At 61.2% G+C, this 19,575-nt stretch carries 18 protein-coding genes; 9 read left to right on the forward strand and 9 right to left on the reverse strand.

The features are described 5' to 3' along the window. The first annotated feature begins 475 nt into the window (after positions 1-475). Entirely contained in the window at positions 476-847 is a 372-nt protein-coding gene (locus tag AC3WMV_RS07050; RefSeq protein ID WP_103367407.1) for a DUF6124 family protein, read from the forward strand. 95 nt (positions 848-942) lie between these two features. Here AC3WMV_RS07050 and AC3WMV_RS07055 read toward each other — a convergent pair whose 3' ends face one another. Then, positions 943-1,302, reverse strand: coding sequence for a PilZ domain-containing protein (locus AC3WMV_RS07055; protein ID WP_027612508.1), 360 nt, complete (start codon positions 1,300-1,302; stop codon positions 943-945). Between the two features lie 230 nt (positions 1,303-1,532). Next, positions 1,533-1,919 carry a tetratricopeptide repeat protein gene (locus AC3WMV_RS07060; protein ID WP_007965893.1) on the reverse strand — a complete coding sequence of 129 codons (387 nt, stop codon included), beginning with the start codon at positions 1,917-1,919 and terminating at the stop codon, positions 1,533-1,535. A gap of 174 nt (positions 1,920-2,093) precedes the next feature. Here AC3WMV_RS07060 and pyk point away from each other — a divergent pair, with 174 nt between their 5' ends. Next, positions 2,094-3,545 (forward strand): pyruvate kinase, encoded by a 1,452-nt coding sequence (gene pyk / locus AC3WMV_RS07065; RefSeq protein WP_003227610.1) that lies wholly within the window; start codon positions 2,094-2,096, stop codon positions 3,543-3,545. Positions 3,546-3,755: 210 nt separating this feature from the next. On the opposite strand, the gene AC3WMV_RS07070 is transcribed toward pyk, so the two are convergent. From AC3WMV_RS07070 to AC3WMV_RS07080, 3 genes are all read right to left on the reverse strand, one after another. Continuing rightward, positions 3,756-4,505, reverse strand: coding sequence for an enoyl-CoA hydratase-related protein (locus AC3WMV_RS07070; RefSeq protein WP_103367406.1), 750 nt, complete (start codon positions 4,503-4,505; stop codon positions 3,756-3,758). Between the two features lie 158 nt (positions 4,506-4,663). After that, complete coding sequence (locus AC3WMV_RS07075) at positions 4,664-5,599, reverse strand: iron-sulfur-binding ferredoxin reductase (RefSeq protein WP_103367405.1); 936 nt, start codon at positions 5,597-5,599, stop codon at positions 4,664-4,666. Continuing rightward, positions 5,592-6,698 carry a GGDEF domain-containing protein gene (locus tag AC3WMV_RS07080; RefSeq protein WP_027612505.1) on the reverse strand — a complete coding sequence of 369 codons (1,107 nt, stop codon included), beginning with the start codon at positions 6,696-6,698 and terminating at the stop codon, positions 5,592-5,594. The genes AC3WMV_RS07075 and AC3WMV_RS07080 overlap by 8 nt, the downstream gene beginning before the upstream one ends. A 521-nt stretch (positions 6,699-7,219) precedes the next feature. Here AC3WMV_RS07080 and AC3WMV_RS07085 point away from each other — a divergent pair. The 4 genes from AC3WMV_RS07085 (at position 7,220) to AC3WMV_RS07100 (ending at position 13,930) form a co-directional block, all read left to right on the forward strand. Then, positions 7,220-8,743: a fumarate hydratase gene (locus AC3WMV_RS07085; protein ID WP_027612504.1), complete on the forward strand. Its 1,524-nt coding sequence runs from the start codon at positions 7,220-7,222 to the stop codon at positions 8,741-8,743. A 454-nt stretch (positions 8,744-9,197) separates the two neighbouring features. After that, positions 9,198-10,958: an ATP-binding protein gene (locus AC3WMV_RS07090; RefSeq protein WP_103367403.1), complete on the forward strand. Its 1,761-nt coding sequence runs from the start codon at positions 9,198-9,200 to the stop codon at positions 10,956-10,958. Next, positions 10,958-12,289 carry a sigma-54-dependent transcriptional regulator gene (locus tag AC3WMV_RS07095; RefSeq protein WP_096795108.1) on the forward strand — a complete coding sequence of 444 codons (1,332 nt, stop codon included), beginning with the start codon at positions 10,958-10,960 and terminating at the stop codon, positions 12,287-12,289. Before AC3WMV_RS07090 ends, AC3WMV_RS07095 begins: the two co-directional genes overlap by 1 nt. A 321-nt stretch (positions 12,290-12,610) precedes the next feature. Continuing rightward, positions 12,611-13,930 (forward strand): MFS transporter, encoded by a 1,320-nt coding sequence (locus AC3WMV_RS07100; protein ID WP_007965880.1) that lies wholly within the window; start codon positions 12,611-12,613, stop codon positions 13,928-13,930. A 132-nt stretch (positions 13,931-14,062) separates the two neighbouring features. Here the strand turns inward: AC3WMV_RS07100 and AC3WMV_RS07105 are convergent, their stop codons facing one another. Next, complete coding sequence (locus AC3WMV_RS07105) at positions 14,063-14,818, reverse strand: COG4705 family protein (RefSeq protein ID WP_027612499.1); 756 nt, start codon at positions 14,816-14,818, stop codon at positions 14,063-14,065. Between the two features lie 343 nt (positions 14,819-15,161). On the opposite strand from AC3WMV_RS07105, the gene AC3WMV_RS07110 reads away from it, so the two are divergent. Further along, positions 15,162-15,494, forward strand: a complete 333-nt coding sequence (locus AC3WMV_RS07110; protein ID WP_103367402.1) for a hypothetical protein — start codon at positions 15,162-15,164, stop codon at positions 15,492-15,494. A gap of 259 nt (positions 15,495-15,753) precedes the next feature. Continuing rightward, the gene (locus tag AC3WMV_RS07115) at positions 15,754-16,383 is read left to right on the forward strand and encodes a flavin reductase family protein (protein ID WP_103367401.1); all 630 of its coding nucleotides are present in this window, start codon (positions 15,754-15,756) and stop codon (positions 16,381-16,383) included. A 6-nt stretch (positions 16,384-16,389) separates the two neighbouring features. Here AC3WMV_RS07115 and AC3WMV_RS07120 read toward each other — a convergent pair whose 3' ends face one another. Continuing rightward, entirely contained in the window at positions 16,390-16,632 is a 243-nt protein-coding gene (locus tag AC3WMV_RS07120; protein WP_007965872.1) for a hypothetical protein, read from the reverse strand. A gap of 43 nt (positions 16,633-16,675) precedes the next feature. Next, positions 16,676-17,029 (reverse strand): antibiotic biosynthesis monooxygenase family protein, encoded by a 354-nt coding sequence (locus AC3WMV_RS07125; RefSeq protein ID WP_095136993.1) that lies wholly within the window; start codon positions 17,027-17,029, stop codon positions 16,676-16,678. 430 nt (positions 17,030-17,459) lie between these two features. Between AC3WMV_RS07125 and AC3WMV_RS07130 the strand changes: the two genes are divergently transcribed. Then, a complete protein-coding gene (locus AC3WMV_RS07130) occupies positions 17,460-18,389 on the forward strand; it encodes an AraC family transcriptional regulator (RefSeq protein ID WP_027612494.1) in 930 nt (309 codons plus the stop codon). A gap of 126 nt (positions 18,390-18,515) precedes the next feature. Here the strand turns inward: AC3WMV_RS07130 and AC3WMV_RS07135 are convergent, their stop codons facing one another. After that, positions 18,516-19,571 (reverse strand): ABC transporter ATP-binding protein, encoded by a 1,056-nt coding sequence (locus AC3WMV_RS07135; protein WP_103367398.1) that lies wholly within the window; start codon positions 19,569-19,571, stop codon positions 18,516-18,518. Between the last annotated feature and the right edge of the window lie 4 nt (positions 19,572-19,575).

The raw sequence follows: 19,575 nt of genomic DNA on the forward strand, positions 1-19,575 counted from the left end.
TCAATGAATTTTGTCGACCGCTTTGGTGTTATCCACAGGGTGATTATCGAAGCGATTTGACGATTCAAAAACCTTCCAACACCCCACCTAAAATCCCCCCGTCTCATATCGAAATGAAACAGATTGATGCGTACGGGTACACATATCCGTCATCCGAATGAAGTCTTTCCCCAAACCTAGGAATTTAGGCTACACGACGTGGCGCCTTTGCCTACGAACACACCAGAATGCTCTGTCTTGTACGCATTGGTGAGGCTCCGTAACTTGATCTTGGCCGCTGAATCAGCGGTCGAAATTAATTGTCCGGGGCAATGTCGAGGCAGTAGCTTCAGTCAGGCTAGTAACATTTTAGCTGTTAGCAGGACGTCTCTAGGTGAGCCGAACAGCTCACCTCCCCCCGGCCGAATAACCTCTTCATAGCAGTTTCCGTTCTCGTTCACCCGAACTGGAAGCCAAGCAAAAAGGATATAAAGCCATGAACAGTGCAACATCAAATCCTCCAGAATCTGACACGACTTCCAGCTGTCTCCCCCCTGATTCAGAGAGGTTTCAGGAAGCCGCAGAACGCGCCCTCGACCACTACCTCAAACCAAAATCGCCCTCACGCAATTCCGTGGATCGCGGCATGCAGATGTTCGTTGTCGCCCCCGACCTCAACCCCGAAGCCATCGCCATCCAGACCTACGAAACCTTTTCGTCGGTGAGCATTCTGCTGCTGGATCTGGCGGACAGCCTGGAAGACAAACCACGGCATCTGGCGATGGCGATCTATCAGTTGAGCGAGATGGGTTTGTTGCTGGCGGAGAAGACACTGGACAGTGAGCGGGCGATTGCCTTGAAGGCTTGAAGATCAAAAGATCGCCGCCTGCGGCAGCTCCTGCAGGAAAATTGCATTTCCACTGTAGGAGCTGCCGCAGGCGGCGATCTTTGGTTTTGGCTGTATCAGGCAGACGCCGGCAGGGGCTGAAAACTGAAGTACTGCTTCAACGCTTGCACCAGTTGCGCATATTCCGGCGGCGGGCGTTGCAGGCTGAAGCCGGCGTCGTAGTGCATCGGGGTCGCGTCTTCATGGCACCACAGGCAGCACGCCGTCAGGTCGATGACCTGCTGGCAGCCATCGCCGAGCGGAATTTTGAGACGCAGACTGAAATCGACACCGGTCATCATCGGTAACTGGCTGATGAGCATCAGCCCGTCTTCGGACACATTGCCCAGAAAACCGATGGGTTTGTCGGTGACGCTGTTGAACACCCTGAGGAAGTACGGCAACTGGTGCCGTTCGATTCGTCGGTCGGTAAACATGCGAGGTACGCCACGCAAGGCTCCATCACAGAGCCGCACCTTTGCTTCGGAACACGCCTGTGTCACAGACACGCTCTCCCCGCTTCCGGTGGCATGGTCGCCAATACGCCATCGCCTCAACATCGACCAGTCGCAGGTGTTGCCCCATGTTTAGAGGCCAGACTCTAAACCGGATCACTGGACTATAGCTCAACCTGTACAGTCAGCCAGCGTTTGTATGACATCCGGCATCAGAAGCGTTGCGCACTCGGCACCGCCGCCGCACTGCGAGTCGGGTAATGTCCCAGGCTCTGCAGGGTTTCCAGGCGGGCGCGCGCGCGGAAGGCGTATTCGCTGTTAGGGTACGAGGCGATGATGAACTGGTAGGTCTGCGCCGCGTCGATGTACATTTTTTGCCGTTCCAGGCACTGGCCGCGCATCATCGACACTTCCGGCCACACATACGGACGGGCCCGGCTGGCGCGTTCGACCTTGGACAGTTCGAGCATCACCTGCTCGCAATTGCCCCGGTCGTAGGCGCTGTAGGCGTTGTTCAAATGATGGTTCATCGACCAACGGGTGCAGCCCGTGACGGCGAGGACGCTGAGGGCAAGGGCGGCAATGGGCAACAATCGCATGGGGAGGTTCTCCTGTCTTGAGCTCTGTATCGACCCCTGGTCGTAAATCTTCAGGCGCGTTTGTCCCAAAGTTGCCACGTTCAATAAAGAAAACAATAAGTAGTGCAAACGAACAATGACTACACCCCAAGAGCATAGTAGCCTCTGCTAGCGCTTGAACTCAGGAGTCTTTGCATGTCCGTCCGTCGTACCAAAATCGTCGCTACCCTTGGCCCGGCCAGTAACTCGCCGGAAGTTCTCGAACAGCTGATTCTGGCTGGTCTGGACGTCGCCCGTCTGAACTTCTCCCACGGCACCCCCGACGAGCACAAGGCTCGCGCGAAGCTGGTGCGTGACCTGGCCGCCAAGCACGGCCGTTTCGTCGCCCTGCTGGGTGACCTGCAAGGCCCGAAAATCCGTATCGCCAAATTCGCCAACAAGCGCATCGAGCTGAAGATCGGTGACAAGTTCACCTTCTCCACCAGCCATCCGCTGACCGAAGGCAACCAGCAAGTGGTCGGCATCGACTACCCGGATCTGGTGAAAGACTGCGGCGTGGGCGACGAGCTGCTGCTCGACGACGGCCGCGTGGTGATGCGCGTCGAAACCGCCACCGCTACCGAGCTGCACTGCGTCGTGACCATCGGCGGTCCGCTGTCCGACCACAAAGGCATCAACCGTCGCGGTGGCGGCCTGACCGCGCCGGCCCTGACTGAAAAAGACAAGGCCGACATCAAGCTCGCCGCCGAAATGGAAGTCGACTACCTCGCCGTGTCCTTCCCGCGTGACGCCGCCGACATGAACTACGCCCGTCAACTGCGTGACGAAGCCGGCGGCACTGCCTGGCTGGTGGCGAAGATCGAACGCGCCGAAGCCGTGGCCGACGATGAAACCCTCGACGGCCTGATCAAGGCTTCCGACGCAGTGATGGTTGCCCGTGGCGACCTCGGTGTGGAAATCGGCGACGCCGAGCTGGTGGGCATTCAGAAGAAGATCATTCTGCACGCACGCCGCCACAACAAAGCGGTGATCGTTGCGACCCAGATGATGGAGTCGATGATCCAGAACCCGATGCCAACCCGCGCCGAAGTGTCCGACGTGGCCAACGCCGTGCTCGACTACACCGACGCCGTGATGCTCTCGGCCGAATCCGCTGCCGGCCTCTACCCGCTGGAAGCCGTTCAGGCGATGGCGCGCATCTGCGTCGGCGCTGAAAAGCACCCGACCAGCAAGACGTCCAGCCACCGTATCGGCAAGGAATTCGAGCGCTGCGACGAAAGCATCGCCCTGGCGACCATGTACACCGCCAACCACTTCCCGGGCGTGAAAGCGATCATCGCTCTGACCGAAAGTGGCTACACCCCGCTGATCATGTCGCGTATCCGTTCCTCGGTGCCGATCTACGCCTTCACCCCGCACCGCGAAGCCCAGGCCCGCGCGGCGATGTTCCGTGGCGTGTACACCGTTCCGTTCGACCCGGCTTCGCTGGCCCCGAACGAAGTCAGCCAGAAAGCGATCGACGAGCTGGTCAAGCGCGGCGTTGTGGAAAAAGGCGACTGGGTCATCCTGACCAAGGGCGACAGCTACCACACCACCGGTGGCACCAACGGCATGAAGATCCTGCACGTGGGTGACCCGCAGGTCTGAATGACTGTTCGCTGAAAAACAAAAGCCCCGGCATGTGAGTGTCGGGGCTTTTCGTTTTCTGCTCCGCAAGGTGTTGCGCCTATTCAGGCCTCATCGCTGGCATGCCAGCTCCCACAGGGTCCGGCGGCGCCCAACGCTTTTTTGCAGCCGCCACAAAAAACGGTGGGCGCTGGCTTGCCAGCGATGAGGCCAGCCCAGTCAGCGAAGCTTTCAATGCCGTTTGATAAACCCGGTCAACGCCGCCAGCGCCTCCGGCGAGCGCAACCGCTGGGTGAACAATGCGCCCTCCTCCTCGATCACCTGACGGATCAGTTCGCGGTCCGGCGCTTTCATCAGTTGTTTGCTGATACGCACCGCCTCCGGCGGCAGTTCGTCGAAACGCAACGCCATCTCCCGCGCCTTGTTCAGTGCCGCTTCGCCGCTGCCCAACGCCTCGCTGGCAATGCCCCACTGCGCCGCCTGTTCACCGGTAAAACCTTCGCCGAGCAGCAACAACTCCGCCGCTTTGGCTTGGCCAAGCAAACGCGGCAGGATCAGGCTGGAGCCGAACTCCGGACACAAACCGAGATTGACGAACGGCATGCGCAAGCGAGCATCGCGGGCGACGTAAACCAGATCGCAGTGCAGCAGCAACGTGGTGCCGATGCCCACCGCTGCGCCGGCCACAGCGGCGATCACCGGTTTGCGGCATTCGAGTAGGTTGAGCATGAAGTGGAACACCGGGCTGTCGAGGTCGCTCGGCGGTTGCTGGATGAAGTCGGCGATGTCGTTGCCGGCGGTGAAACACTCGGCGCCGCCGGTGATCAGCACGGCGTTGATGTCAGGATCGTTGTCGGCCTGCTTCAGGGCTTCGGCGAGGCGACTGTACATCGCGCGGGTCAGGGCGTTTTTCTTGTCCGGACGGTTGAGGCGCAGGGTGAGCAAACCGCGTTCGCGTTCCAGCAGGATGGCTTCGGTCATGGCGTGTCTCAACATGGCTGTTTTAAGAGGTTCTCTGTGGCGAGGGGATTCATCCCCGATTGAGTGCGCAGCGCTCACAATTTTTTGGGGCCGCTACGCAGCCCATCGGGGATAAATCCCCTCGCCACAGGAGTTCACCTTCACACGAGATTCAGCGCTTAACCGCGGGACAAAAACACATCGGCCAGCAGTTGATTGCGCGGCAGTCCGGCCAGGTACAGACGCTTGGCAAAAGCATCGACGCTGGCGCTTGAGCCGCAGACTAAGGCCAGGGTTTGCCGGGAAACAAGGCGCAGTTGCGCCAAAGCGGCGGCTGACTCGGCCGCCGTCCACAGCTCGACGCTGAGGTTTTCGCGCTGCGCGGCAAGCGCCGCCAGGGGTTTGGCCAGATAGTGCTCGCGCGCGTCATGGGCCTGGTGAATGACGCGGATGGCGCCCTGATGATCCTGGCGCAAAGCTTCGCGCAGCACGCCGAACAACGGGCCCAGCCCGGTGCCGGCCGCCAGCAGCCACAGCGGGCGCGAGTGCCAGTCCGGGTCGTAATGCAACGCGCCGCCGCGCAGTTCGCCGAGGCGGATCGGGTCGCCGATCTGCAGGCGCCGCGCCGCATCGCTGAATTCGCCGGGCTGGCGGCAGTCGAGGTGGAACTCGAGAAAGCGGTCTTCTTGCGGCAGGCTCGCCAGCGAATAGGGTCTGGCGATGTGGTTGATCCACAGCACCAGATGTTGCCCCGCGCTGTAGCGCAGCGGTCGCTGCGGGGTGAGGCGCAAACGCAGGACGTTATCACTGAGCCAGTCCAGCGCCTCGACCAGCGCCGGGCGCCCGTCGGTGACGGGGTCGAAGGTGTGTACCTGCAAATCTTCCGTGACCTGACACTGACAGGCCAGCCGCCAGCCTTGCTGGCGCTGTTCGGCGCTCAAGGCATCCGGGCGACTGTCGGCGGGCGAACCCTGAACACACTGCACCAGACAGGCATGGCAACTGCCGGCGCGGCAGCTGTAAGGCACCGCGACGCCGTGCTGATTCAGCGCGTCGAGCAAATTGCTGCCCGCCGCCACCGACCATTGCCGATCACCGACGCGAAGTTCAGGCATCCACATTCTCCCATGCTGCTGCACAGCGATTGCGCCCGTCGCGCTTGGCCCGGTACAGCGCCTGATCGGCACGCTGCAAGGCATCGTCGAGATCATCGCCCAGTTCCAGCAAGGTCATGCCTGCCGACAGGCTCAGGCTGCGCACATTCAGGCCCACCAGTTCGACGTCGGTGAACGCGATGCGCAGACGTTCACAACAGGCCGTCAGGCGTTCGGCATCGCAGTCGGGCAGCAACACCACGAATTCCTCGCCACCGTAACGCGCCAGCACGTCGCCGTCACGCAGGCAGGCACCCGCCACGCCGGCGAACGCCTGCAACACCTGATCGCCGGCGGCATGGCCGTGCAGGTCGTTGATGCGCTTGAAGTGGTCGAGGTCGATCAGCGCCAGACCATGCACCACGCCTGGCTCCATCTCCGCCAGTTCCCGTGAGGCCAGACGCAGAAAATGCCGGCGATTGAACAGTCCGGTCAGTTCATCGGTGGCCACCAGATCTTCGAGTTGGCGCATCATCCCGCGCAGGGTGTCCTGATGCGCCTGCAAGGCAAACCGGCGCTGGCGCATGCGCTGCCGTGAAACCTGGACGAAGCGTGCGTAAATCACCAGCCACGCCAGCACCATCGCCAGAATGCACACCTGCAACGCCGCCAGCGCCGGATCCGGCAGACGGAAGTGGTAGCCGTCCCAGAGGGTGATCGCACAGAAACTGAAGAACACCAGCAGCGCGCAACGAATGAACGCGCGCCGGGTTAAATGAAACAGGCCGAACAGCAGGATCAGCACGTAGAACACCAGAAACGCGCCGCGTGCTTCGTCCAGATGAGCGATCAGCCAGGTCTGCCAGCCGAGCCCGAGCAGCACTTGCGCTTCGGTCAGGCTGGGGTCGGCAAAGCGCTGGTTGCGCCCGGACCAGAACAGCGTAAACAACGTGGCCTGGCAGATCACCACCAGCGCGCTGCCGATGGCCACGCTGTTCAATGATTGCGGGTAATGCCCGGTGAAAAACGCCAGCCACAGCAGCAGCAAAGCCAATCCATAGGTGGCTGCGGCGAGGGCAAAGCGCTTGAGCAAAAGACGTTGAATGGCGTTATGGGTCAATCGTTGACTCACCGTGCGATAGGAGGCTGACCGAGTGTCCTACTCTACAGACCGGATGCCACTTTAGAGGGGCGGTCGATAAATGACCACCGATTTTCGGGCTCGAAAATTGACGTCAAAAGTGTGGCCTCAAAAGCCCCTCACCCTAGCCCTCTCCCCGAGAGATAGGGAACTGACCGCATTGTTTATTTGAGATACGCCGACCTGATACATCATGCCGAACTCAGGTTTTGAATTCGCCACAAATCGGCTCCCTTCCCCCCTCGCCCCCTTGGGGGAGAGGGCTGGGGTGAGGGGGTGGGTATTGAAGTACAAACCCAATGTTCGATATTCGCCCAACCATACGACCAACGAATGACTGCCGACGCGTGTATGCCCCGAAGAGGCGCGGTATACTGCCGCGCCTTTTTAGCGTCGCGCCAGCTGCCCCGGCGTGCCTTGAAAGGTGCTTGCGACCGACCGATGCACCCAAGCTGCAAGCACCTTATTGAATGTTCCCGTCTTTTAGAGGAGCGCGACTCATGACCGTGATCAAGCAAGACGACCTGATTCAGAGCGTTGCCGACGCCCTGCAGTTCATTTCCTATTACCACCCCGTGGATTTCATCCAGGCGATGCACGAAGCCTACCTGCGCGAAGAATCGCCAGCGGCCCGTGATTCGATCGCGCAGATCCTGATCAACTCGCGCATGTGCGCCACCGGCCACCGGCCGATCTGCCAGGACACCGGCATCGTCACCGTGTTCGTGCGTGTGGGCATGGACGTGCGCTGGGATGGCGCGACCATGAGCCTGGACGACATGATCAACGAAGGCGTGCGCCGCGCCTACAACCTGCCGGAAAACGTCCTGCGTGCCTCGATCCTCGCCGACCCGGCGGGCGCTCGCAAAAACACCAAGGACAACACCCCGGCGGTCATCCACTACTCCATCGTCCCGGGCAACACCGTGGAAGTGGACGTGGCGGCCAAGGGCGGCGGTTCCGAGAACAAGTCGAAAATGGCCATGCTCAACCCGTCCGACTCGATCGTTGACTGGGTGCTCAAGACCGTTCCGACCATGGGCGCCGGCTGGTGCCCACCGGGCATGCTGGGCATCGGTATCGGCGGCACCGCCGAGAAAGCCGCAGTGATGGCCAAGGAAGTGTTGATGGAATCCATCGACATTCACGAACTGAAAGCCCGTGGCCCGCAGAACCGTATCGAAGAGATCCGTCTGGAGCTGTTCGAGAAGGTCAACCAACTGGGCATCGGCGCCCAGGGCCTCGGTGGCCTGACCACCGTGCTCGACGTGAAGATCATGGACTACCCGACCCACGCCGCCTCGCTGCCGGTGTGCATGATCCCGAACTGCGCCGCCACCCGTCACGCGCACTTCGTGCTCGACGGTTCTGGCCCGGCCTCGCTGGAAGCGCCATCGCTGGATGCCTACCCGGAAATCGTCTGGGAAGCCGGCCCGTCGGCCCGTCGCGTCAACCTCGACACCCTGACCCCGGAAGAAGTGCAGAGCTGGAAGCCGGGCGAAACCGTCCTGCTCAACGGCAAGATGCTCACCGGTCGCGACGCGGCGCACAAGCGCATGGTCGAGATGCTGAACAAGGGTGAAACCCTGCCGGTGGATCTGAAAGGCCGCTTCATCTACTACGTCGGCCCGGTTGATCCGGTCGGTGACGAAGTGGTTGGCCCGGCTGGCCCGACCACCGCGACGCGGATGGACAAGTTCACCCGTCAGATCCTTGAGCAGACCGGCCTGCTGGGCATGATCGGCAAGTCCGAACGTGGCCCGACCGCGATCGAAGCGATCAAGGACAACAAGGCCGTGTACCTGATGGCCGTGGGCGGCGCCGCTTACCTGGTGGCCCAGGCCATCAAGAAGTCCAAGGTGCTGGCCTTCGCCGAGCTGGGCATGGAAGCGATCTACGAGTTCGAGGTCAAGGACATGCCGGTCACCGTCGCGGTGGACAGCAACGGTGAGTCGGTACACATCACCGGCCCGGCGATCTGGCAACAGAAGATCGCCGAAAGCCTGGCGGTAGAAGTGCAGTAAGCGTTTCGCAGCTGGAAAAAAAGGCCGGCCCGTCAATCGACGGGCCGGCCTTTTTTATGCCTGGGAGAACGACACATACCTTGGGCTTGAGCGCACCTGTCAGATCTGACAGGTGTGCGCTGCCGTGATCGTTGTTAGCGTCAATCCATCTGCGTCTTCGCCTGTGCAATGTATGTGACTCTTGGCTGATCAAGACCTCAGTATCACCCCGCCCTCCATCGCCAAGAGTTCGACGATTGCCACTTTCAGCAAGCGTTTGGTTTGTTCGAGTGACAGCGTCGAAAGCCTGACACAGGCCACGCAAGCCGTCATTGGCGAGCTGGCTTATACACGCACCATGCTGCTTTCACACTCACACCGGTTCACGGCGGTCTGATCAGGTAACGCGTCAGACGAGAAGGACGGGCAGGCCCATGCTATCGTGCCCGCCCGTCCCTTTATCCATTAGCCCAGCATGCTGCCGACTTCCCGTACTTTGCGCCTGTCGTTGTATACCCTGCTGATCATCGCCGGTGCCGTGCTTGCGGCCACCCTTGCCATCCGCCACGCCGAACGCCAGGCGATGGAGGAAGACGCGACCCGTGCCAGCCAGCAATTGGCGCTGTATGCCAACTCGTTGCACACCCTGATCGACCGCTATCGCGCCCTGCCCGCCGTGCTGGCGCTGGACCCGCAATTGCGCAGCGCGCTGGCCGGGCCGGTGGGCGCGGAACAACAGAATGTGCTGAATCTGAAGCTGGAGCAGATCAACGGCGCGGCGCAGTCCTCGACCCTCGAGCTGCTTGATCACAGCGGCCTCGCGGTGGCCGCCAGCAACTGGCGCCTGCCGAGCAGTTACGTCGGCCACAACTACGGTTTTCGTCCGTACTTCAGCCAGACCCGCACTCAGGGCAGCGGGCGCTTTTATGCGGTGGGGGTGACCAGCGGCATCCCCGGCTATTTTCTGTCCAGCGCGGTGCTCGGCGACAACGCCGAGTTCCTTGGCGCGATGGTAGTCAAACTGGAGTTCCCCGAGCTTGAGCGCGAATGGAGCCAGGGCAGCGACACGCTGCTGGTCAGCGATGCACGCGGGATCATCTTCATCGCCAACCAGCCCGGCTGGCGCTATCGCTCGTTGCGGCCGCTGGACAGCCGCGACATGGACGAGATCAAGCGCACGCGCCAGTACGACAAACAATCGCTGATCCCGCTGACGCATTTGTCGCTGCGTCACTTCGACGACAACAGCGACCTGCGCCGGGTCGAAGGCCCGGACGGAACGGCGGACTACTTGTGGGAATCGCTGCCGCTGGCCACCGAAGGCTGGACCCTGCACCTGTTGCGCCGCCCGCAAGTGGCTTTCGAAGACTTACGCAACGCCGGGCTGGCCGCCGCAGGTGTATGGCTGGCGCTGGTGTTTTTGCTGCTGTTCCTCAATCAGCGCTGGCGCCTGTCGAAAGTCCGTCAGCGCAACCGCGAAGAACTCGAACAACTGGTCGAAGAACGCACCCGCGATCTGCGTACCGCGCAGGACGGTCTGGTGCAATCGGCCAAGCTCGCGGCGCTGGGGCAGATGTCCGCCGCACTGGCCCACGAAATCAATCAACCGCTGACCGCGCAACGGATGCAATTGGCAACGCTGCGCCTGCTGCTCGAACATGGCCGCGTCGATGATGCGTACAAGGCGCTCAAACCGGTGGACGACATGCTCACGCGCATGGCATCGCTCACCGGTCACCTGAAAACCTTCGCCCGCAAAAGCCCCAGCGGCCTGCGCGAACGGCTGGATCTGGCGACCGTGGTCGATCAGTCGCTGCAACTGCTCGATGCGCGCCTACGCGACGAACAGGTCAGTCTGGTGCTGCACCTGACGCGTCCGGCCTGGGTGCGTGGCGATGCGATCCGTCTCGAACAGGTGTTGATCAACCTGCTGCGCAACGCTCTCGATGCAATGCAGGGCAAACCGTGCAAGCGCCTGGAAATTCGCCTGGAAGTGGACGAACAACTGTGGCGCCTGAGCGTGATCGACAATGGTGGCGGGATTGCCGAACAGCACCTGAATCAGGTGTTCGACCCGTTCTTCACCACCAAACCGGTGGGTGACGGACTCGGCCTCGGGCTGGCGGTATCCTTTGCCATCGTGCATGAATCCGGCGGGCGTCTGAGCGTTGAAAATGGCGAGGCCGGCGCGGTGTTCAGCCTGACCCTGCCGATCGATCTGGAGGCACACATCTGATGCTCAACTCGGTGATGGTGGTCGATGACGAAAGCAGCATTCGCAGCGCTGTCGAGCAATGGCTGAGCCTGTCGGGGTTCGAGGTGCAGCTGTTCAGCCGCGCCGAGGATTGCCTCGCCGCACTGCCCAGCCACTTCCCCGGGGTGATCCTCAGCGATGTGCGCATGCCCGGGCTCAGTGGTCTGCAGTTGCTGGCCGAAGTGCAGCGCCGTGACAGCGATTTGCCGGTGATACTGCTGACCGGTCACGGCGATGTGCCGATGGCGGTCGAAGCCATGCGTGACGGCGCCTACGACTTTCTGGAAAAGCCGTTCAGCCCGGAAACCCTGCTCGGCAGCCTGCGCCGGGCACTCGACAAGCGGCGACTGGTATTGGAAAACCGCGCCCTGCACGAGCAGGCCGACCACCGCGCCAGACTCGATGCCACGCTGCTCGGCGTGTCCCGTGGCATGCAGACCTTGCGTCGGCAAGTGCTGGATCTGGCGGCGCTGCCGGTCAACGTGTTGATCCGTGGCGAAACCGGCAGCGGCAAGGAGCTGATCGCCCGCTGCCTGCATGATTTCGGCCCGCGCGCCGCCAAGCCTTTCGTGGCGCTGAACTGCGCGGCGATCCCCGAGCAGTTGTTCGAAGCCGAGCTGTTCGGTCATGAAAGTGGCGCGTTCACCGGCGCTTCCGGCAAGCGCATCGGCAAACTGGAATATGCCGATGGCGGCACGTTGTTCCTCGATGAAATCGAAAGCATGCCGCTGGCTCAGCAAGTGAAATTGCTGCGGGTGTTGCAGGAGCAGAAGCTGGAGCGCCTCGGCTCGAACCAGAGCATTCGCGTGGATCTGCGGATCGTCGCCGCGACCAAGCCTGATCTGCTGGATGAGGCCCGCGCCGGACGTTTTCGCGAAGACCTGGCGTATCGCCTGAACGTCGCCGAACTGCGCCTGCCGCCGCTGCGCGATCGCCGCGAAGACATTCCGCTGCTGTTCGAATCGTTCGCCTTCAGCGCCGCCCAGCGTCTGGGCCGCACGTTCCCGCCGTTGAGCGGAGCGCAATTGAGCCACCTGCTCAGCCACGACTGGCCGGGCAACGTGCGGGAACTGGCGAATGTCGCCGAGCGCCAGGTGCTGGGCCTGGATGAGCCGGTGCAGGGCATCGATCCGGGCCAGTCTCTCGCCGCGCAGCAGGAAGCCTTTGAAGCGCAATGCCTGCGCGCGGCGCTGACCCGGCACAAGGGCGATGTGAAAGCGGTGCTGGAAGAGTTGCAACTGCCGCGCCGGACCTTCAATGAAAAGCTGCAGCGGCATGGGTTGAGTCGGGAGATGTTTGTTCCGGGCAGCTGAGTTTTGCAGTGTTTGATCGGGCCTCTTCGCGAGCAAGCCCGCTCCCACAGGGTTTTGTGCTGAACACAGAATGTGTGAACACCACCGACCACTGTGGGAGCGGGCTTGCCCGCGAAGAGGCCCGCAAAGGCAACATTTATCCATCAGCCTGAATGAGCAATTTTCCGCTCACCACAATCCAGCCATAAGCGGATTTCCGCTCATTCAATCTTTCCGCCCCCTCTAAACCGGCCCTCCCCCCGTTGGCACAGCTCCTGCTATAGCCCAGGCAGGCTGCGTTCCAACGCGCTCCACAAAAACAATTAAACGAAGGATCCTTCAATGGATAACTCCAACGCCCTGCCCCTTGGGTCGGCTGCCGCGCCCGCCAAAGAAAGAACCACCGCCAGCCGGATCAAATCGATCTTCAGCGGCTCGGTCGGCAACATGGTCGAGTGGTACGACTGGTACGTCTACGCCGCTTTCTCGCTGTACTTCGCCAAGACCTTCTTCCCCGCCGGTTCCACCACCGCGCAACTGATGAACACCGCCGCGATCTTCGCCGTGGGCTTCCTGATGCGTCCGATCGGTGGCTGGCTGATGGGTCTCTATGCCGACAAGGTCGGTCGCAAGAAAGCCTTGATGGCCTCGGTCTACCTGATGTGCTTCGGCTCCTTGCTGATCGCCCTCAGCCCCAACTACGAAACCATCGGCATCGGCGCGCCGATCCTGCTGGTCTTCGCGCGCTTGCTGCAGGGTCTGTCGGTCGGCGGCGAGTACGGCACCTCGGCCACCTACCTGTCGGAGATGGCGACCAGGGAGCGTCGCGGTTTCTTCTCCAGCTTCCAGTACGTGACCCTGATCTCCGGCCAGCTCATCGCGCTGGGCGTGCTGATCGTGCTGCAGAACATGCTGACCACTGAACAGCTGTACGCGTGGGGCTGGCGTATTCCGTTCGCCATCGGCGCACTGTGCGCGATCGTTGCGCTGTACCTGCGTCGCGGCATGGAAGAAACCGAGTCGTTCACCAAGAAAGAGAAGTCCAAGGAAAGCGCGATGCGCACCTTGATGCGCCATCCGAAAGAACTGCTGACCGTGGTCGGCCTGACCATGGGCGGTACGCTGGCGTTCTACACCTACACCACCTACATGCAGAAATACCTGGTGAATACCGTCGGCATGAGCATCTCCGACTCGACCACCATTTCTGCCGCCACGCTGTTCCTGTTCATGTGCCTGCAGCCGATCATCGGTGGCCTGTCGGACAAGATCGGTCGGCGTCCGATCCTGATCGCCTTCGGCGTACTCGGGACGATCTTCACCGTGCCGATCCTGATGACCCTGCACACCATCCAGACCTGGTGGGGCGCGTTCTTCCTGATCATGGCGGCACTGATCATCGTCAGCGGCTACACCTCGATCAACGCCGTAGTGAAAGCCGAACTGTTCCCGACCGAAATCCGCGCGCTGGGCGTCGGCCTGCCGTACGCACTGACCGTGTCGATCTTCGGCGGCACCGCCGAATACATCGCACTGTGGTTCAAGAGCATCGGCATGGAAACCGGTTACTACTGGTACGTGACCGCGTGCATCGCGGTGTCGCTGCTGGTGTACATCACCATGAAAGACACGCAGAAACACTCGCGGATCGTGACTGACTGATCGGGTTTTCACAGCCACTGCAACGGTGGCTGTGATGGCCCCTTCGCGAGCAGGCTCGCTCCCACATTGGATCTGTGATCGACACAAGTACCCTGTGGGAGCGAGCCTGCTCGCGAATGAGGCGACTCGGTATCAAGTCAACTCGGCAACCGGCGGCTTGCCATAACGCTTCTGCGCATACGACGCGCCGACAATCATCACCAGCAGAATCCCCGCCAACACCGCCGACGAGCCGATGGTGCCGAAGTCCAGGCCGCCCTTTTCATGGGACTTGGTCATCAGGTCGCCCAGGGTCGCACCGAACGGCCGGGTCAGCACGAACGCCACCCAGAACAACAGCACCGACGAAATCTTCGTGAAGTATTTGAGCGCCACGACCACGGCAATGGTCGAGCCGATCAGCAGCGCGCCACCGGCAAAACCCAGGCCCGAATCATCGGCCAGGTAGTCACCGAGCGCCGTGCCCAGGGTGTTGGAAAACAGAATCGCCATCCAGTAGAACATCTCGCCACGGAAGGTCTGCACCTTGCTGACGTTCAACGAGTCGCCGCTCAGACGCCAGGCCGTGAAGATCGCCAATAGAATCGCAATCAGGATCATCGACCCGGTGGCGTAGCCCAGTTCAAGGGTGCGGTCCATGAAGTCGGACATGGTGGTGCCGGCGGTGCTGGTCGACAGAATCACGATCCAGTACAGCAGCGGCTTGTAGGTCTTGGCCATCAGTTGGCTGATCAGGGTCAGCACGAACACGCTGATCAGGATCAGCGAGCTGAGGGCGTACCCGACGTTGAGGGTCATCGACAGCAAGTCCCCCGCGGTTTCCCCCAGGGTCGTCGCGCAGATTTTCATGACCCAGAACGCCAGGGTGATTTGAGGCAGTTTGTTCATCGCAAGCAAAGCTCCAGTGTGGGACGGCCGGTTCTTGGTTTTCTGGCCGTGGGCAGACTGGCGTCGCACCGGTGAAAAACCGGTCGGCAACAGATGAAAAATCCGTCATATCGCGAAAAACAGCGATTAATCCCCCATTAATGCTGCCCCGGCATCCTGCCACTACCTGATCGATGACCCGCGCGGCGTTCGCTCCCGACAGTGGAAGCCCATTCAATGCGCCGCCCTTAATATCAAGTTAATCGATTGTTTTTAGCATTTATTTGCGCTTTTTTATCAATTTAGTTGGCGTAGCATTAAACCCATGCAAGACACACCCGCCAACGAATCTGGAGTCACTCACATGAAAACCAAACTGATCCTCGCTTTCGCCTTGTCCGTAATGGCCGCCAACACCTTTGCTGCCGACGGTTTTGATCGCACTGGCTCGGCCGTCGCTGCCGATGGTTATGACCGCACTGGCTCGGCAACTGTCGCCGAGGATGGCTACGACCGCACCGGTTCGGCGACCTTTGCTGAAGACGGCTACGACCGCACTGGCTCGGCAACCGTCGCCGAGGATGGCTACGACCGCACCGGTTCGGCGACCTTTGCTGAAGACGGTTACGACCGCACCGGTTCGGCTGCCTTCGCCGCTGACGGCTACGACCGCACCCAATCCGCTTCGATCAGCTGATTGCAGTTGTAAAGCGCACAGCCCGGCTTCGGCCGGGCTTAGTCATTTCTGGGGCATGGCAAATATCCCCTGTGGGAGCGGGCTTGCTCGCGAAAGCGCCGGGTCAGTCAACCACTGTGGCAACTGAAAGATTGCATTCGCGAGCAACCCGCTGCCACAAAGGGGATTGCATCAACTGGAATATCTTTGTGTGACTGGAAAATGCTGTTTCAGACTTGCACTATTGCCTCCTACAAACGCCCTCCAGGAACCTCCAGCCATGTCCGATGACATCCACTTCTACGAACCCGCCAACGGCCACGGTCTGCCCCACGATCCGTTCAACGCCATCGTCGGCCCGCGTCCCATCGGCTGGATTTCTTCGCAGGATGCCGACGGCCAGCTGAATCTTGCGCCTTACAGCTTCTTCAACGCGTTCAACTACATTCCGCCGATCATTGGTTTTTCCAGCGTCGGGCGCAAAGACAGCCTGAACAACATCGAGCAGACCGGCGAGTTCGCCTGGAACCTCGCCACCCGGCCGCTGGCCGAGCAGATGAACCAGAGCTGCGCGATGGTCGCGCCTGAGGTCAACGAGTTTGAATTGGCCGGGCTGACGCCGGTGGCGTCGAAGGTGATTGCGGTGCCACGGGTAGCCGAAAGCCCGGTGTCCTTCGAGTGCAAGGTCACGCAGATCATCCAGTTGCAGCGCGCCGATGGCGAAACCGTGCCGAGCTGGCTAGTGCTGGGCGAAGTGGTCGCCGTGCATATCGCCAAATGGCTGTTGAAGGACGGGATCTACGACACCGCCGCGGCAGAACCGATTCTGCGCGGCGGCGGGCCGGCGGATTATTTCCAGTTGGGGCCTGAAGCCCTGTTCAAGATGTGGCGCCCGGGGGCGGGCAAGTAAGCGCAGTTACCAGATCAGCTCGGCGTCATCAGTGACGCCCTTGAGGCGGTCCAGCTCATTGATGGCAGCCTCATCGGCAGCGATGGCGCCGGGGAAAACCTGATCACCCAGCAGTTTGTGGAAGCGTGGCGCACCGCCATCGACCAGGGCCTTGACCGCGATTGCCGCGTGGTAACCCTTGTTGCCGCCCAACTCGACGGGGACGACTGCGGAGACTGCTTCGAAGTGTTCAAACTCTTTACGTGCCATGGCACACATCCTGGCTCAGATGAATAAGCCGGACATTAAACCCTCAACCGGCGAGTTTGTGTATCGGTGCCGGGCATTGTCCGAGCGCCTGCGCTGCCGACACTTCTTTGAAGGTGTGGAAATCCAGGCTGTTGACCACCAGATCCTGAACCAATTCGGCAAAGATCTGCATCGACGGGCTGTTGAAATACGCGGTCATTGCCTGTTGATGGCTCCAGAAACCGGAGACCAGCCACAGGTCCGGATCGCATTGCGAATGCTGCAGGGCAAAGTTCAGGCAACCGGGGGCGTTGCGTGACGGTTCGATCAAGGCACTGAGGCGTACACCCAGTTCGGCGGAGCGTCCGGCGCGCGCTCGAACGAAGGCCATATGACTGACGGGAATCTGCTTGGACATGTTCAACCCTCCCAGGGAGTCGCGTGGCAGCCGGGGGACGGGCTGCGACAGGATCAAAGGTTAAGGGCCGGGCGCAAGGTGCCGTTAGTCGATTCCTGCCGCTGCGTTGCACAATCCTGCGAGACTGCACAAACGCCCCGCATCGATGGGTAGAAACCTGTCACACCGCTGTCACAACGCTTTTGTGTAGGAGCTGCCGAAGGCTGCGATCTTTTGACTTTTGTTTTTAAAATCAAAAGATCGCAGCCTTCGGCAGCTCCTACAGGGGTCTTCGACCCAAGGGGTAAGGTGGCGGTCGCGGGCTGATGGCCGGCACGCATAAGCAGCCCATGCAGAATCAGGCAAGCATTTGACAGGATGTGTCTACCGCTGGCGCTTGCACAAACATATGCTCTGCCCCATTCCAGATTCCTTGCCGAGGATGCCGTGCATGACGTCATTCGATCGTTTCCAGTCTCCGCCCGATGCCGACATGGAAAAACAGCGTGCAGAACTCGCGGCGATCATCCGCCGCAACACCACGGACGACGGCAGTTATCAGACCGCCATCGGCTCGCTGTTCATGTCGCGCCATACCCAGTCCCATGACTTCGCCCCGGTACTTGCGCAACCGGCGCTGTGCATCATGGCTCAGGGCCGCAAAGAGGTGCGCCTGGCCGATGAGTTCTTCAATTACGACCCGCTGAATTATCTGGTGGTCTCGGTCTCGATGCCGCTCAGCGGGCGGGTAGTGAATGTCTCGCCGGAGGATCCGATTCTTGCCGTGCGCCTGGACATCGACCCGGCGGAAATCACCGCACTGATCGCCGACGCCGGCCCCATGGGCGTGCCGACCCGACCGACCGGGCGCGGCCTGTATGTGGAAAAGATCGACAGCGCGATGCTCGACGCGGTGTTGCGTCTGGCGCGACTGCTGGATGCGCCGAAAGACATCGCCATGCTCGCGCCACTGATTCGCCGGGAGATTCTCTATCGCCTGCTGCGCAGTCCGCAGGGTCACCGTTTGTATGAGATCGCGATTGCCAACAGCCAGAGCCACCGCATCAGCCAGGCGATCAAATGGCTCAACGGCAACTTCGAACAGCCGCTGCGCATCGATGATCTGGCGAAAGAGGTGAACCTCAGCGTCTCGACCTTGCATCACCGTTTCAAGGCGATGACCGCGATGAGTCCGTTGCAGTATCAGAAGCAATTGCGCCTGCAGGAAGCGCGGCGCCTGATGCTGGCCGAAGGGCTGGAAGCGTCGGCGGCGGGCTATCGCGTGGGCTATGAAAGCCCGTCGCAGTTCAGCCGCGAGTACAGCCGCTTGTTTGGTGCGCCGCCATTAAGAGATCTGGCGCGGTTGCGGCAGTCGGTCTGATCCGGCATCTGCGGTGAGGCTTATGGCCCTATCGCGAGCAGGCTCACTCCTACAGTTGGAATGCGTTCCCCCTGTAGGAGTGAGCCTGCTCGCGATGGCGCCGGCAAGACCACCATCAAATCCGGATCAAGCCCCCAACACCCGACACGCCTCGCTCGGCAACGTCACCGACACCGGATGCCCGATCCCCAAACCGATCCCCTGACACGGCGTACTCAACGCGGTGAACGTCACCCCGGAACACTCCACCGTGGTCTCGATGGTCGCGCCGATATCGCGCACGAACGTCACCTTGCCGAGCAAGCGATTGCCCGCCGTGGCTTGTGGCGCGGACAGTTGCAGATCCTCCGGACGAATCAGCATCTTCACCTTCTGCCCCGCTTCGATGCTGCTGCAGATCGGCACTTGCAGCGCATCACCGCCCGGCAAACTGACCTTGCCGTCACCCAGCGCCGTGGCCGGAAAAATGTTGCCCGAACCGATGAAGTCGGCGACGAACTCGTTGGCCGGGTGCCGGTAGATTTCGATCGGTGTGCCCACCTGCTGCACCTTGTGCTCGCCCAGCACCACGACGATGTCGGCCATGGTCATGGCTTCGCGCTGATCGTGGGTGACCATGATCGTGGTGATGTTCAAGCGCTGTTGCAGCTGACGTATTTCCACCTGCATCGACTCGCGCAGCTTGGCGTCCAGCGCCGACAACGGTTCGTCGAGCAGGAGGATTTTCGGCCGCGAGGCGATGGCCCGGGCAATCGCCACCCGCTGCCGTTGCCCGCCGGAGAGTTTCGCCACCGGCCGGTCGATCATTGCTTGCAGCTGAATCAACTCTAGCAACTCCACCACCCGCGCCTGCTGCTCGGCCTTGCTCACGCCGCGCAGTTTCAGCGGGTAGGCGATGTTCTCGCCGACGGTCATGTGCGGGAACAGCGCCAGCGACTGGAACACCATGCCGAAGTTGCGCAGGTGCGCCGGGGTGTGGCCGATGTTCTCGCCGTCCAGGCGAATCTCGCCGCCGGTCAGGGTTTCCAGCCCGGCGATCATCCGCAGCAAGGTGGTTTTGCCGCAGCCCGACGGGCCGAGAAAACACACCAGCCTGCCTTCCGGCAAATGCAGGTTGACGTCCTGTACCGCGCAAGCCGAGCCGTAGAATTTCTCGACGTTTTCCAGAATCAGACCAGTCATGTTG

It is taken from the genome of Pseudomonas sp. FW305-3-2-15-E-TSA4, assembly GCF_058787295.1.